General features: G+C 71.2%; 14 protein-coding genes. 8 read left to right on the top strand and 6 right to left on the bottom strand.

Annotated features, from left to right (window positions below; translation table 11 throughout):
* Both OHS59_RS03060 and OHS59_RS03055 read right to left on the bottom strand, forming a co-directional pair.
* Positions 1-492, bottom strand: a complete 492-nt coding sequence (locus OHS59_RS03060; RefSeq protein ID WP_328499032.1) for a nucleotidyltransferase domain-containing protein — start codon at positions 490-492, stop codon at positions 1-3.
* A gap of 63 nt (positions 493-555) precedes the next feature.
* Positions 556-1,122 (bottom strand): GlcG/HbpS family heme-binding protein, encoded by a 567-nt coding sequence (locus OHS59_RS03055; RefSeq protein ID WP_328491818.1) that lies wholly within the window; start codon positions 1,120-1,122, stop codon positions 556-558.
* 348 nt (positions 1,123-1,470) lie between these two features.
* Between OHS59_RS03055 and OHS59_RS03050 the strand changes: the two genes are divergently transcribed.
* Entirely contained in the window at positions 1,471-2,658 is a 1,188-nt protein-coding gene (locus tag OHS59_RS03050) for a sensor histidine kinase (RefSeq protein ID WP_328499031.1), read from the top strand.
* A complete protein-coding gene (locus OHS59_RS03045; RefSeq protein ID WP_328491817.1) occupies positions 2,655-3,326 on the top strand; it encodes a response regulator transcription factor in 672 nt (223 codons plus the stop codon). Before OHS59_RS03050 ends, OHS59_RS03045 begins: the two co-directional genes overlap by 4 nt.
* Before the next feature lie 130 nt (positions 3,327-3,456).
* Here the strand turns inward: OHS59_RS03045 and OHS59_RS03040 are convergent, their stop codons facing one another.
* Complete coding sequence (locus OHS59_RS03040; RefSeq protein ID WP_328491816.1) at positions 3,457-4,221, bottom strand: FadR/GntR family transcriptional regulator; 765 nt, start codon at positions 4,219-4,221, stop codon at positions 3,457-3,459.
* A gap of 268 nt (positions 4,222-4,489) precedes the next feature.
* Here OHS59_RS03040 and OHS59_RS03035 point away from each other — a divergent pair, with 268 nt between their 5' ends.
* The 6 genes from OHS59_RS03035 to OHS59_RS03010 are packed head-to-tail and all read left to right on the top strand — an operon-like array spanning position 4,490 to position 10,563.
* Positions 4,490-5,857: an MFS transporter gene (locus tag OHS59_RS03035; protein ID WP_328491815.1), complete on the top strand. Its 1,368-nt coding sequence runs from the start codon at positions 4,490-4,492 to the stop codon at positions 5,855-5,857.
* Positions 5,854-7,599 carry a dihydroxyacetone kinase family protein gene (locus tag OHS59_RS03030; protein ID WP_328491814.1) on the top strand — a complete coding sequence of 582 codons (1,746 nt, stop codon included), beginning with the start codon at positions 5,854-5,856 and terminating at the stop codon, positions 7,597-7,599. Before OHS59_RS03035 ends, OHS59_RS03030 begins: the two co-directional genes overlap by 4 nt.
* 12 nt (positions 7,600-7,611) lie before the next feature.
* Positions 7,612-8,100, top strand: coding sequence for a ribose-5-phosphate isomerase (locus tag OHS59_RS03025; RefSeq protein ID WP_328491813.1), 489 nt, complete (start codon positions 7,612-7,614; stop codon positions 8,098-8,100).
* Entirely contained in the window at positions 8,100-8,879 is a 780-nt protein-coding gene (locus tag OHS59_RS03020; protein ID WP_328491812.1) for a triose-phosphate isomerase, read from the top strand. Before OHS59_RS03025 ends, OHS59_RS03020 begins: the two co-directional genes overlap by 1 nt.
* The gene (locus OHS59_RS03015) at positions 8,879-9,688 is read left to right on the top strand and encodes a sugar phosphate isomerase/epimerase family protein (RefSeq protein WP_328491811.1); all 810 of its coding nucleotides are present in this window, start codon (positions 8,879-8,881) and stop codon (positions 9,686-9,688) included. The genes OHS59_RS03020 and OHS59_RS03015 overlap by 1 nt, the downstream gene beginning before the upstream one ends.
* Positions 9,688-10,563, top strand: coding sequence for a phosphogluconate dehydrogenase C-terminal domain-containing protein (locus OHS59_RS03010; RefSeq protein ID WP_328491810.1), 876 nt, complete (start codon positions 9,688-9,690; stop codon positions 10,561-10,563). The genes OHS59_RS03015 and OHS59_RS03010 overlap by 1 nt, the downstream gene beginning before the upstream one ends.
* Positions 10,564-10,677: 114 nt before the next feature.
* On the opposite strand, the gene OHS59_RS03005 is transcribed toward OHS59_RS03010, so the two are convergent.
* The 3 genes from OHS59_RS03005 to OHS59_RS02995 all read right to left on the bottom strand — a co-directional run bounded on the left by OHS59_RS03005 (position 10,678) and on the right by OHS59_RS02995 (position 14,528).
* A complete protein-coding gene (locus OHS59_RS03005; RefSeq protein WP_328491809.1) occupies positions 10,678-11,367 on the bottom strand; it encodes a type 1 glutamine amidotransferase domain-containing protein in 690 nt (229 codons plus the stop codon).
* A gap of 133 nt (positions 11,368-11,500) precedes the next feature.
* Positions 11,501-12,094 carry a TetR/AcrR family transcriptional regulator gene (locus OHS59_RS03000; RefSeq protein ID WP_328491808.1) on the bottom strand — a complete coding sequence of 198 codons (594 nt, stop codon included), beginning with the start codon at positions 12,092-12,094 and terminating at the stop codon, positions 11,501-11,503.
* A 106-nt stretch (positions 12,095-12,200) separates the two neighbouring features.
* Entirely contained in the window at positions 12,201-14,528 is a 2,328-nt protein-coding gene (locus OHS59_RS02995) for a family 43 glycosylhydrolase (protein WP_328491807.1), read from the bottom strand.

Here is a 14,528-nt window from a genome sequence, read left to right as displayed (position 1 = left end):
TCAGAAGTGCGTGGCGACGCCGAAGACCCGCCGTAGCTGAGCCATGTCATGACGATCGCGGTCGGCCGGTTCGTACCCCTGGTGGAAATGGACCTGCTGTTCGGCCGACAGACACGGGACGGCGATTCCCTGGATCGTGCCACCGACGAAACTCGGGGCGGGATAGACGAACGGGCGGTGCGGGTCGAGGGAGGCCTGCACCGCGGACCCGTCCGCCGCGAAGACCAACGGGTGCAGGTCGATCTCACGGCCGCGCGGGTCCGTGACCACGAACCGCACGGGACGCCAGTCGAGCGTCTCGACGAACCCGGCCTCCGCGAGCGCCGCCACGACCGCCTGCTCCTGGTCCTTGCGGTGCATCAGGTCCAGGTCACGGTGCCGACGCGTCTGCTCCCCGACGAGCGCGTCGATGCCCCAACCCCCGCCCACCCAGACGTCGGTGGCTGCCGCACGCAGCACGGCGAGCACGGACAGCACGTCGTCAGCGGTCATCACGCGAGCACGGTAGCCGTACGACGACCGGGTGGGCGAGTGGTTTGAGGGTGGCCCCCCGACCTACTTGTTCAGGGCCGCCACACCCACCTGGGCGTACTTCTCGTCGAGGTCGCCCGAGGGCGCGCCCGCCACACCGATGCCCGCGACGGGCGCGTTCTTGGCGGTGACCGGGGCGCCGCCCGCGAGGAACAGCGTGCCGGGGATGTCCTTGAGGTTCGGGGACTGCTCCAGGCGCTTGGCCAGCTCGGAGGTGGGCGCGTTCCACGACACCGCCGTGTACGCCTTCTTCACGGCCGACTCGTACGACTGCGGGCCCGCGCCGTCGCCGCGCAGGGTCACCACGGTGTTGCCGTTGCGGTCGACGACGGCGACGGAGACGCGCTGGTCGTCCTTGCGCGCCGCGTCGAGCGCCGCCTGCGCGGCCCGGCCCGCGGCGTCCACCGTCAGATGCGTGGACTGCGTCAGGTTCTTGTTCGAGGCGTCGGCCTTCACCGCCGCCCGGGCCGCGGGCACCGACGAGGTGGCGCTCGCCGAGTAGGCGCCGAAGCCGCCGAGGGCGACGGCGGCCACAAGGGCGCCACCGGTGACGACACGGGTACGGCGGGAGACGTTCTTGACGTGCTTCATGGCTGCCCATTCCTCAAGGTGTGCGGATGACTGTGTACGGAGGGAGGCGGCGGACTCCGGCTGTGCGGACCGCCCCGCTCTGTCATCCATCGTGGGTCCGGGGAGGGCGCCCGGCGGTCGGCGCATCGGCTGCACGCGGGATGCGGAACGGTCGACACGGGCATCAACCGATCGGTTGATGCCCGGGCCGCCCCACTGGGCGACAATGGAGGTGTTCACCCAGTTCAGGAGGTGTGCGTGCGGTCCGATCACAGCGGTGCGCCCTCGCGCCGGGTCCCGCCGTCGCCCGCGGGCCCCGAGAGCGCACCTCGGGTGGGCGATCCGGACGAGCGCCGACTGGCTCTGGTCATGCACATCGTCTTCTTCGTGCTGCTGGCCACCTGCCTGACCCGCTTCGTCCAGCGCCACGCGGCCGAGCCCCGTGCCCCCTGGGTGATCGCTCTGGCCGTCGCGCTGGCGGTTCTCTACGCGATCGACACGGTCCTGACCGACGAGACGTCTCCGTCGCGCGGCAGGGGCACCTGGCCACCCGCTCCACGGCTGATCCGGCTCGGCGCGGTCGTCGCCACCTGGGCGGTCCTCGTGGTCGCCGCACCGAGCTTCGCGTGGGCGGCGGTGCCTCTGTTCTACGCCGCGCTGCGCGCCCTGCCGCCCATGGCCGCGTACCTCCTCGTCGGGTTCCTCACGCTCCTCGTCGTCTTCGCGCAGCTCGCGCTGGCACCGCGGTTCAGCCTCGACCTGGTCGTCGGTCCCGCGGCCGTCGCCACCCTCGCCACCGCGGTCTTCGCGCACATGCGGCGGCAGGCGGTGCGCCAGCGCGCCCTCATCGACGACCTGATCGGCACCCGCCGGGAACTGGCGGCCACCGAACGCCGCGAGGGTGTCCTCGCCGAGCGTCAGCGGCTGTCCATGGAGATCCACGACACCCTCGCCCAAGGGCTGTCCAGTCAGCAGATGCTGCTGCAGGCGGCGCTGCGGACCTGGGACACCGACCCGGACAAGGCCCGCGACCACGTAGGGACCGCCACGTCCGTCACCGAGCACAACCTCGCCGAGGCCCGCCGTTTCGTGCACGACCTGGCACCCGCCGACCTCGCCGGCGGCGGCAGCCTCGAAGCCGCGCTGCGCACCCTCGCGGGACGCGAGTCCGGCTCCGGCCTCACCGTCCGCGTCCACATCGACGACGGCGGACGGACGTCCGCGCCGACCGACCGCGCCGAGTCCGCGCTCCTGCGGATCGCCCAGGGCGCGCTGGCCAACGTCCGGGAGCATTCGGGAGCGACGGTCACCACGCTCACCCTCACCGGGCTCGACGACCGGGTGGTCCTCGACGTCGCCGACAACGGACGGGGCTTCGACCCTGCCACCGTCGGCGACGAACCGTCCGGTGGTGGGCGCGGGCATGGGATCCGGGCGATGCAGGCCCGGGTACGTCAGTTGGGCGGCACCCTGACCATCGAGTCGACGCCGGGGGAGGGCGCCGTACTGACCGCCACCGTCCCGGCCGACCGGCACACCGAGGAGACACCACGATGACCGATCCGCCCGCCGAGCGGCGCCCCGTGCGCCTCCTGGTCTGCGACGACCACGCCGTCGTACGCGCCGGGCTGCTCGCCCTTCTCGACAGCGAGCCCGGCATCGAGGTGGTCGGCCAGGCGGGCACCGGTGAGGAGGCGCTCGCGCTCGCCGCACGCCTCGCACCCGACGTGGTGCTGATGGACCTGCAACTCGGCGAGGGCATCGACGGCGTGGAGACGACCCGCCGCCTGACCACCGCGCCGGCCGCCGCCTCGGTCACCGCTTCGGGCTCCCCGCACGTCCTCGTCCTGACCACGTACGACACCGACGCGGACATCACGCGGGCCATCGAGGCCGGAGCGACCGGGTACCTCCTGAAGGCCGAGCGGCCGGAAGAGCTGTTCGCCGCGATCCACGCGGCGGCGCGGGGGCGTACGACGCTGTCGCCGCCCGTGGCCGGCCGGGTCATGGCCAATATGCGCACGCCGCCGCCCGCGTTGACCGGGCGCGAGCGGGACATCCTCGGGCAGCTCGCCCGGGGGCTCGGGAACCGGGACATCGCCCGGGCGCTGTTCATCAGCGAGGCGACGGTGAAGACGCATCTGGGCCGCATCTACGACAAGCTCGGCGTGGACACGCGGGCGGGCGCGGTCGCCGCCGCGAAGGAGCGCCGCGTCCTTCCGTGACCGGAGGGGACCGACAGACCGGCTTCCGTCCGCCGGCCCAGCGTGGCCGGCGGGCCCCAGCCCCATTGTTTTTCGGGGCGCGGGGAACGGCGCAATCCTTTGGCTTTCGCCGCCGCCGGGCCGCGGCCGACTACAGGGCCTCGTTGTCGACAGACTCGCGCAGCCGGCGGCTGGCCATCACCATGTGTTCCGCCATGGCCCGATCCGCAGCCTCGGGATCCCTCGCCCGCAAAGCCGCCAGCACCGCGTCATGCTCACACAACGTGCCACTGACCGTGCCCTCGATGTCACTGACCCGTTCCATCCACACCTGAAGCAGCGCCCGGATGCTGTGCAGGATGTCGCTGAGCACGCTGTTGCGCGCGATGCGGGCCAGCTCCAGATGGAAGTCGATGTCGGCGTCGATGAAGGTCTTGGCATCGCCGCCGGCCGCGCGCATGTGCCGCAGATGCTCCTCCATACGTTCCAGGTCCTCGTCCGTCGCACGCTCGGCGGCCAGCCGGGCGGACACGGCCTCCAGATACGTGCGCACCTCCACCAGGTCCTGGGTGCGCCGCTGACCCAGCATCAGCCCCCAGTTGATCGCCTTGGGCAGGAACTCCGAGGTGCCGTCGCGCACGTACGAGCCGGAGCCGGGGCGGATCTCGATGATGCCGAGCACATCCAGGGCGGACAGCGCGCCACGGACGCTGGAGCGGGCCACCCCGAGGGCCTCGGCGAGCTGACGCTCGGCGGGCAGCCGGGTGCCGGGCTTGATGTCGCCCGCCGACAGGTGGTCGAGGAGCCGCTTGGCGACCTCGCTGACGGAGGACTCGCGCACCACGGGGCGCAGGAGTCGGGCGAGGTCGGGGGCGGCCCCGGAGGTCTGATCGTCGGGCTGACTGGTCACGGTCACCAGTCAACCAGATACGGCCCCCAGAGGGCTGACCAGCAGGTTCCTCGGCGTCGAAGAACCGACTCAGGCGTGCGGAGATCGTGCCGCAGGCCGGATTTGTCAAGAGTTGCGAGAGGGTCGAATGTGAGACCGTCCTCACATTGGTAAATTGGTGACCAATTTGAGTCGTCGGCATAGCGTGAAACCGTTCCGGTCGGCCGCCTGTGCGGCGAGCCGCCCGGCCCGACCCACCCCGGACGGAGCTGTCCGGGCGAGCCGAGGAGTCGCCATGGTTGCCGACGCGCCATCCGCGGCAGTCGAAAGAACTGCCATCAAGAAGGTCTCAGTCCGCCTCGTGCCGTTCGTGGCACTGATGTTCTTCGTGAACTACCTGGACCGCACAGCCGTCTCCTTCGCCGAACCGAACGGCATGGGGCAGGATCTGGCCCTCACCGCGGCCCAGTTCGGCTTCGCGTCCGGGATCTTCTTCCTCGGTTACATCGTGCTTGAGGTCCCCAGCAACATGGCCCTGCACCGCTTCGGTGCCCGCCGCTGGCTGGCCCGGATCATGGTGACCTGGGGCATCGTCTCCCTCCTGTTCACCTGGGTGGACAGCACGGGCCAGCTCTACACGCTGCGCTTCCTGCTCGGCGTGGCGGAAGCGGGCTTCTTCCCCGGAGCGATCCTCTTCCTCAGCCAGTGGGTGCCCTCACGACACCGCACCAAGATCCTCGGGCTCTTCTACCTGGCGCAGCCGCTGACCACCGTCCTCGGTGCCCCGCTGGCCGGCTGGCTCATCGGCCACCACGGCCTGTTCGGCCTTGAGGGCTGGCGTGTGATGTTCCTGTTCGTCTCGATTCCCGCCATCCTCCTGGGCGTCGTCGCGTGGTTCTACCTGATCGACAAGCCCGCCGACGCCAAATGGCTCACGCCCGCCGAGCGCACCTGGCTGACCGAGGAACTCGCCGCGGAGAACGCGCGGAAGACGGGCCACGACGACAAGCACGCCAAGGGCGATCTCAAGAAGGCCTTCACCAGCGGCCGCGTCTGGGTGCTGGCCATGGTCTACTTCGGCTTCGTCTACGGCCTGTACGCGCTCGCGTTCTTCCTGCCGACGATCATCGACGGCTTCCAGGAGCAGTACGGCACCACCTTCAGCGTGATGGACAAGGCCTGGATCACCGCGATCCCCTACCTGCCCGCCGCGATCGTCCTGTTCTTCTGGACGCGCCACGCCACCAAGCACGGCACCCGCGTCTGGCACGTGGCCGGACCGGCCGTGGTCGGCGGTGTCTCCATCCCGCTCGCCCTCTACATGGGCTCCCCGACCGCCACGGTCGCGGTGATCACCGTGACCGCGTGTTCCATCTTCGCCGCCCTGCCCGTCTTCTGGTCCGTGCCCTCCCGCTTCCTGACCGGAGCGGCGGCAGCCGCCGGTATCGCCCTGATCAACACCGCGGGCAACGTCGCCGGATTCGCGTCCAGCTACATCACCGGCTGGCTCAAGGACTGGACCGGCGACTACTACGTGCCGCTCTACCTGGTCGGCTTCTTCATGCTCCTGTCCGCCGCCCTGATGATCTGGCTCTCCGCCCGGGGCGGTACCGGTGAAGCGGCCCCCGCGGCAGAGCACAAGCCCATGGAGGCCCTGCGATGACCCGGCTCTTCAACGACCCCGCCGCCTTCGCCGACGAGGCCCTCGAAGGCTTCGCAGCCGCCCACCGCGGCTGGGTACGGCCCGTCACGGGAGGCGTCGTCCGCGCCGCCGGTACTCCGGCGGGGCAGGTCGCCGTCGTCGTCGGCGGCGGATCGGGCCACTACCCGGCCTTCTCCGGACTGGTCGGCAGGGGCCTCGCGCACGGCGCCGCCGTCGGCAACGTCTTCGCCTCGCCCTCCGCGCAGCAGATCCGTTCCGTGGCACGGTCCGCCCACGGCGGCGCGGGCGTCCTGCTGATGTACGGCAACTACGCGGGCGACGTACTCCACTTCGGGCAGGCCGCCGAACGCCTGGCGGGCGACGGCATCGAGGCCCGTACCTTCGCCGTCACGGACGACATCTCCTCCGCCGCGCCGGAGGAGTCGGCCAAGCGCCGCGGTATCGCGGGCGACCTGCCCGTCTTCAAGGCCGCCGCGGCCGCTGCCGAGGAGGGCCTGCCACTGGCCGAGGTACTGCGCGCCGCCGAACACGCCAACGCCCGCACCCGCTCCTTCGGCATCGCCTTCTCCGGCTGCACCCTGCCCGGCGCCGACCAGCCCCTGTTCAGCGTCCCCGAGGCCCGGATGGCCGTCGGCCTCGGCATCCACGGGGAGCCCGGCATCGGCGAGGAGTCCCTGCCGACCGCCGACGAGGCGGCACGACTCATGGTCGCCGCCCTCCTGAAGGAACTCCCTGAGGACATCGACACACCCGCCGGGCAGCGCGCCGCCGTGATACTCAACGGCCTGGGCTCGGTCAAGTACGAGGAGCTGTTCGTCGTCTACCGCAAGGTCGCGGCCCTGCTCGGCGAGGCGGGCGTGGACATCGTCGACCCGGAGGTGGGCGAACTCGTCACCAGCTTCGACATGGCAGGCGTCTCCCTCACGCTGACCTGGCTCGACGACCGGCTTGAGCAGCTGTGGCGCGCTCCGGCCGACACACCCGCCTACCGCAAGGGCGCACCCGCCGCGCAGGAGCCGGCGGCCGAGTCGACGCCCCTCGTCGAGGACACGGACGACAGCCTCGTCCCGGACGCCACCGAGGAGTCCCGCGACTCGGCCGCCCATGTCCTGGCGGCCCTGAACGCCGTGGCCGACATCGTCGACACGCACGCCGTGGAGCTCGGCCGCATCGACGCGGTGGCCGGGGACGGCGACCACGGCATCGGCATGCAGCGCGGCACAACGGCCGCTCTGGAGGCGGCGGTTCGCGCCCACGACCTCGGCGCGGGCGCCGGAACCGTCCTCGTGCACGCCGGGGACGCCTGGGCCGACCGGGCCGGCGGCACCTCCGGCGCCCTGTGGGGCACCATCCTGCGCTCCCTCGGTACGCGCCTCGGCGACCAGGACGCCCCGACCGCCACCGCGGTCGCCCGGGGAGTCGTGGACGCCTCCGACGCCGTACGCCGCCTGGGCGGGGCCGAGGTCGGCGACAAGACGATGGTCGACGTCCTCGTGCCCTTCGCCGACACCCTCGCCGAGAGCGCGGGCGAGGGCCTGCCGCTCACCGAGGCGTGGCAGCGCGCCGCCGTCACCGCCGAGAAGGCCGCCGCGGCCACGGCCGACCTGCTGCCCCGCAAGGGCCGCGCCCGGCCCCACGCCGAGAAGTCCCTGGGCACCGCCGACGCGGGCGCCCACTCGCTCGCCCTCATCACCCGCGCCGTACTCGGCGTCCTTCCCGACCACCCGCTCGACCAGCACTGAGGAAAAGCCGCCATGACCGACAAGCTCCGTATCGTCGTCGGATCCGACGACGCAGGCCACCAGTACAAGGAAGCCCTCAAGCAGGACCTGCTGGGCAGTGCGCTGGTCGCCGAGGTCACCGACGTCGGCGTCGACGCCGACGGACACACCGCCTACCCCAAGGTCGCCATCGCCGCCGCCGAGATGGTCGCCCGCGGCGAGGCCGACCGCGCCCTGCTGGTGTGCGGCACCGGACTCGGCGTGGCCATCGCGGCCAACAAGGTCAAGGGCATCCGCGCCGTCACCGCCCACGACTCCTTCTCCGTCGAGCGTGCGGTCCTCTCCAACAACGCGCAGATCCTGACCTTCGGCCAGCGCGTCGTGGGCATCGAACTCGCCCGCCGACTCGCCGCCGAATGGCTCACCTACCGCTTCGACGAGACGTCCGCGTCCGCGGCGAAGGTCCAGCTCATGTGCGACTACGAGGACACCTCCGCCGCCGATTCCGGGGCGGCCGCCTGATGCCCGCCCCGGCCCGCCGGCCCCTCCTGCTGGGGGTGAGCCTGAAGATGTACTTCGGCCACCACCAGACCCTCGACTGGGCCCGGAAAATAGCCGCTCTGGCCGACGAGCACCCCGCCGTGACCTCCGGCGAGGCCCGCCTCTTCGTCCTGCCGGCCTTCCCGACCCTGATCCCCGCCGCCGGAATCCTCGTGCCGTCCGGCATCGCCCTCGGCGCCCAGGACATCGCCACCGAGGACACCGGCCCGTACACCGGCGAGGTCGGCGGCCCCCTTCTCGGGGAGATCGGCTGCCGCTACGCCGAGGTCGGCCACGCCGAACGTCGCCGCCTGTACGGCGAGGGCGACACGGTCGTCGCCGCCAAGACGGCCGCCGCCCTGCGCAACGGCCTCACCCCGGTGCTGTGCGTCGGCGAACTCGACCGGGGGACACCCCAGGAGGCGGCCGAACGCACGGTCGCCGAGGCCGCCCGCCTGCTCCACGGCCTCGACGGCACCGTCGTCCTCGCCTACGAACCCCAGTGGGCCATCGGAGCACCGGAACCGGCCTCGGCCGACCACATCGCCACGGTCTGCACGGCCCTGCGGGACTGGCTGAACACCCGCCCCCAGTACGCCGGTTCGCAGGTCATCTACGGCGGCAGCGCGGGCCCCGGCCTGCTCACCCGCCTCGCGGGAACGGCGGACGGCCTCTTTCTCGGCCGCTTCGCCCACGACCCGGACAACGTCCGCGCGATCCTCGACGAGATCCGCGCCCCGGCCGACGCGGTGGTGGCGTGATGGCCTACGGAATCAGCACGTACGCGTACTTCTGGCGCTTCTCCGAGCGGGCACCCCGGCCGATGACGCTCCCCGAGATGCTGCGCGACACCGCCGAACTGGGCGGCCAGGTCTTCCAGATCTGCGACTACGCACCCGTCGAGTCGTACGACTCCGCACAACTCGCCGACGTACGGGCCACGGCACACGACCTCGGACTCCGACTGGAGCTGGGAACCCGCGGCGTCCGGTCCGCCCACCTGCTCAAGTACCTCGACATGGCACGGCAGTTGGACGTCACCCTGGTCCGCTCCATGCTCAACACGGCGGACCACCGACCGGACACCTCCGAGGCCGTGTCCCTCCTCGAGGAGGCGGTGCCCCGCTACGAGGACGCCGGGGTGACCCTCGGCCTGGAGACCTACGAGCAGGTGTCGACCGACGACCTGCTGGCTGTCGTACGCGGGGTCGACAGCGAGCGGCTCGGCGTCGTCCTGGACCCGGGCAACAGCGTCGCCCGCCTGGAACGCCCGGCGGACGTCGTGACCGCCACAGCCCCCTACGTGGTCAACATCCACGTCAAGGACTTCGCGTTCACCCGGCGGGACGGCTGGGTGGGTTTCACCTACGCGGGCTGCCCTCTCGGCGAGGGCCTCCTCGACCACGACGCCATGATCGCCGCCGTGCGGGCCGCCCGGCCGGACGCGGACGGCGTCAACCAGATCGTGGAGCACTGGCTCCCGTGGCAGGACGAGGGCTTCGACGCCACCGCCCGGCTCGAAGACCAGTGGACGCAGCACAGCATCAACACCCTTCTGAGGAGCGAGTAATGGCCACCGAGATCCAGACCCGGGTCGACGTCAAGACCGTCGCCGTCATTGGGGCCGCCGGCAAGATGGGCCAGCGTGTCTCCAACAACTTGGTCGAGAGCGACTTCCGGGTGCTCTTCAGCGAGGCCTCGCCCAAGGGCCAGGAACTGATCCGCGACCTCGGCCGTGAACTGACCGAGTCCGCCGACGCGGTCGCCGAGGCCGACGTGGTCATCCTCGCCGTTCCGGACGTCGTCCTCGGCAAGGTCTCCGAGGAGCTCGTCCCGCTGATGAAGCCGGAGACGGTCGTGCTCACCCTCGACCCGGCCGCCGCCTACGCGGGCCTCCTCTTCTCCCGCGCCGACATCCACTACGCGTGTGCCCACCCCTGCCACCCGTCGGTGTTCCTGGAGCGCACCACCAAGGAGGAGTGGCAGGACACCTTCGGTGGCATCGCAGCGCCGCAGGAGGTCGTCGCCGCGTACGAGGGCGGCGACGAGGCCAAGCAGGAACTGGCCGACTCGGTCATCCGCGTGATGTACGCGCCCGTGGTCGACGTCCACTGGGTCACCGTCAAGCAGCTCGCCGTCCTGGAGCCGACCCTCGTCGAGACGATCGCCTGCATGGTCGGCGCCCTTCTCACCGAGGCGCTGCACGAGACGGTCCACACCGTCGGCGTCCCGGAGAAGGCGGCCCGCGCGATGCTCCTGGGCCACACCCAGGTCGCCCTGGCGAACACCCTCAAGGGTTCCAACCCGTTCTCGGACGCCTGCCTGATCGCCATGGACTACGGCCGTGAGTCCATCGTGCGCGACGACTGGAAGAAGGTCTTCGAGGACGACGAGCTCGACAAGGTCATCACGCGGATGCTGAAGATCAAGGAGATCAAGCGCTGACGCGTCCCGTTCCACCGAAGCCGGTGCCGGCCATCTGACGGGCCACCACCGGCTTCGGTGCCGCATCGGACGCCGCGGCGGATCGGGTTACGCCGCGAGACGGTGCTTACGCCGTCACGCGCCCGCCTTCTCGACCAGCTCGACGAGAGCATCGGCGGCCGGGCCGGAGGAGGCCGGGTTCTGCCCGGTGATCAGCAGGCCGTCCCGCACGACGTACGGTGCCCAGTCGTCGCCCTTGGAGTAGATGCCGCCCAGGCGCTTCAGCTCGTCCTCGACCAGGAAGGGGACGACCTCGGTGAGGGCCACTCCCTCCTCCTCGGAGTTGGTGAACCCGGTGACCCTCTTGCCCTGCACCAGCGGCGTACCGTCCTCGTCGACCGCGTGGCGCAGGACGCCGGGGGCGTGGCAGACCACCGCGAGGGGCTTGCCCGAGCGCAGGGTCGTCTCGATCAGCCGCGCGGAGTGGGCGTCCTCGGCCAGGTCCCACAGCGGGCCGTGGCCGCCGGGGTAGAAGACCGTGTCGAAGTCCTCGGCCGAGACCGAGTCCAGGCGCACGGTGTCCGCCAGCGCCGCGGTCGCCTGCGCGTCGGCCTCGAACCGGCGTGTCAGATCGGTCTGGAAGTCGGGCTCGTTGCTCTTCGGGTCCAGCGGCGGGCGGCCGCCCTTGGGGGAGGCGAGCACGATCTCCCACCCGGCCTCCTGGAACCGGTAGTACGGCGCGGCCAGCTCCTCCAGCCAGAAACCGGTCTTGCGGCCGGTGTCGCCGAGTTCGTCGTGTGAGGTGAGAACGACAAGAACCTTCATGTCTGCTTGCTCCAGAGTCGAGTGAACGGATGATGAGTAGACCGGTCGTCTAGAAATGGGCGGAAGAAACCCGGTACTGCCGGTCGTGCGGGAAACGCCGTTGGGTAATGGGGTGGAAAACGCGGGGCCGGGACTACAGGTGCAGGAGTCGGCCGGTCATCGCCATGGTGGTGTCGAGTGGTGCGAGACTGCGGTGGATCTTCGCCATGACGCTGGCGCCGAGCCACATGTCGTAGAGCACCTGCGCCGTGCTGCGGGGATCGCTGTCGATGGCGACCGACTCGTCGGTGAGGCCCTCGGCGATCGTCCGCTCGAGGCGGTCGACGACAGCGTCCGTGCCTTCCTTCAGGGCCAGTCGCATCGGTTCCGACAGGTCGGACACCTCGGCGCCGAGTTTGACGGCGAGGCACTTGCCCTGACAGTCGTCGAGGCTCTGCGTCTCGCGCCACTGCTGCCAGTAGGCCGTGAGTCGCTCGGCGGCCGACTCGCCGGACCGCGAGAAGACGCGATCCATGTCGGCGACGTACTCCTCGAAGTACCGCCTCAGCAGTGCTTCTCCGAAGGCGTCCTTCGAGGCGAAGTAGTGATAGAAGGAGCCCTTCGGTACGCCGGCCTCCGCGAGCACCTCGTTGATGCCGACCGCGGAGTAGCCCTTGTGGGCCATGATCCGCTGGGCGGCGTCGAGGATGTTCCGACGGGTGTCGGCGGTGCGTGCGGTGGCTGGCATGTCGGTAACCGTAGCGCATGATTAGACCGGTCGTCTAGTCGCGTGTGAAAGAGGTGGTCCGCACCCCCGGGATGCGGACCACCTCGGAACCCTCTCCGGCCCCGGATCAGCCGCGATACGTACGGACGTAGGCGAAGCGGGCCGTCGAGCCGGCCGTGTTGAGGGACACCAGGCCGATCCGCAGTGCCTGCTCCTTCGGCAGGGTCCACACGCCCGTCCACGTCCAGTGCACCCCGTCGGTGCTGGTCGCGGCCCGCACCTCGTGCTCCCCGCCCACTTCGTCGGCGTGATACGCCAGCCGCATCCAGAGCGTCCGCGCGGGCGGCCCGCCGAACATCGGACCGTACGCCACGGCGGTCGGCGGTGTGGTCGTGGGCCGGGCGCCCTCCTTGGCGAACTCGGTGACGTGGGTGACCTTCCCGTCGGTGTGGCTCACCGGCAGCACCGCGTGCACCAGCTTGAAGTACCGGTCGTCACCTCCGTACAGGACCAGCCCGGCCTGCTGGTTGCCCGGACCGTTCGCCAGGTCGAGCTTGGTCTCCACGGTGAAGTCACCTGCCGGCGCGGCCCGGGTGAGGACCGGCGCGCTGTTGGTGCCCAGATGCAGTTCGGCGTTCTGGGTCGGCCAGGACAGGACGCCCTCGTCGGTCGCGGTACCGGCGGCCGGACCCCTGACCCAACTCCAGTCGGAGGACAGGGAGTCGGAGTCGAACTCGTCGCTGTAGGCGGGCAGCGGCGCACCGGGCCGCGGGTCCGCGACGCGCCGCGTGACCGGCTCGTACAGCTTCACGGCACCCACGTTGTCGGCGGCCGCTCCACCACCGAGGGCGGCCGTGCCCACCTTCCCGGCCCGGACGGCCACCGCGGGCACGGTACGGGTCTGGATGGCCACGGCGTCGCGCAGCCGGTCGGCGCTCACCTCGACGGTGAGGCGGTTGCCGCGCAGCTCGGCAGCCACGTTGCGCCAGGCGTCCCACTGGTAGCCGGACGGGAGCGCGGTCACGTGCTGCCCGGCGCTGACACCTTTCACCCGGACATCGGTGACCAGGGCGTTGCGGGCCCGGTCCAGCCAGGCCACGACATGGTTCGCGGGGTTCTTGTAGGCGAGGACCAGACCGGCCGACCCGCCCGCCGCGGTGACCCGGAGGTCGGCCTCGGCACGCACCTCGGAGGGGGCGTTGCCGGAGGTGACGAGGAAGGCCGGGTCGGTCGCGTCGCCGGTGTGGGTGACGAAGGTGCCGGGGTCCTGCTCGGTGGCCGTCGCCCAGGCAGCCGTACCGGAGCCCTGGGCCTGCCAGCCGCGCAGCGAGCCGTCGTTGAAGGTGCCGCCTTCCTTCCAGGTGGTGACGGGCACCTCACTGCCGTCCGAGGAGGGGCCCGCGCCGGCCCGGACGACGGGCCAGCCGTCTGTCCAGTCCAGCCGGTCGACCAGCATCGGACGCCTGCTGAGGGTGCGGTCGATGCCCGGCAGGAGGCCGAGGTCGGGGTCGTCGGCGGGGATCGCGTGGTAGACGAGCCAGTCCTGACCGGACAGGTCGGTCTGCAGCGCGTTGTGCCCGGGCCCGATCCAGCGGTCGCTCGATCCGACGACGATGCCGCCCTTGCTGACCGGGGACATCAGGTCGACACCGCGGTCGTCGGTGAAGGGCCCGGTCGGGCTGGTGGAGCGGCCGACCTTGACCTGATAGCCGCTGTACGCGCCGTCGCAGCAGCCCGCGTCCGAGTAGAAGAGGTAGTAGGAGCCGTCGCGGCGGACGACGAAACCGCCCTCCATGCGCCGGCCCTGCGCGACCTCGGTGACCGTGCCCTCGACGCGGGTGCGGTCGCCGTTCATGCGGGCCACGCAGATCGCGTCGTAGCTGCCCCAGTACAGGTACGGCTGTCCGCCCACGTCGGTGAACTGCGCCTGGTCGATGTCACCGGTGGCGCAGCCGCTGTCGGCCGGTAGTACGGCACCCGCGTCGGTCCAGGGGCCGGTCGGCGTGGGCGCGGTGGCCACACCGACGGTGTCCTTGTCCGGCACCGAGTAGAAGAGGTTGTAGTGGCCGTTCGTGTACCGGATGTCGGGCGCCCACAGCCGGGAGCCGCTGTGCCAGGCCGGCTGGGTCCCGGGCGTGAACACCTGGCCCGCGTACGTCCAATGAGTGAGATCGGCCGACTTCAGGATCGGCAGCATGCGTTCGCCGGTCTCGCCCCGACTCTGGAACACGGGGTTCTGGGTGCCGTAGGCGTACCAGTAGCCGTCCTTCCCGCGGATCACCGCCGGGTCGGGGAACGTGTCGACGGTGCCCGCGGTCACCGGGTTGGTGTACGTGGCCGCCCGGGCGGGGGAGGCGGCGGCGGTCCGGGCGGGCGGGAGGACCGCGAGGAGGAGGCCGGCGAGCGCGACGACGACCTGCGCGGTACGACGTGTTCTTCGGTTGGTTCGATCCAC

Source organism: Streptomyces sp. NBC_00414 (assembly GCF_036038375.1).
Classification (GTDB): Bacteria; Actinomycetota; Actinomycetes; order Streptomycetales; family Streptomycetaceae; genus Streptomyces.
Note: the sequence above shows the minus strand (reverse complement) of the source record. Positions and strands in the feature narration are given on the sequence as shown.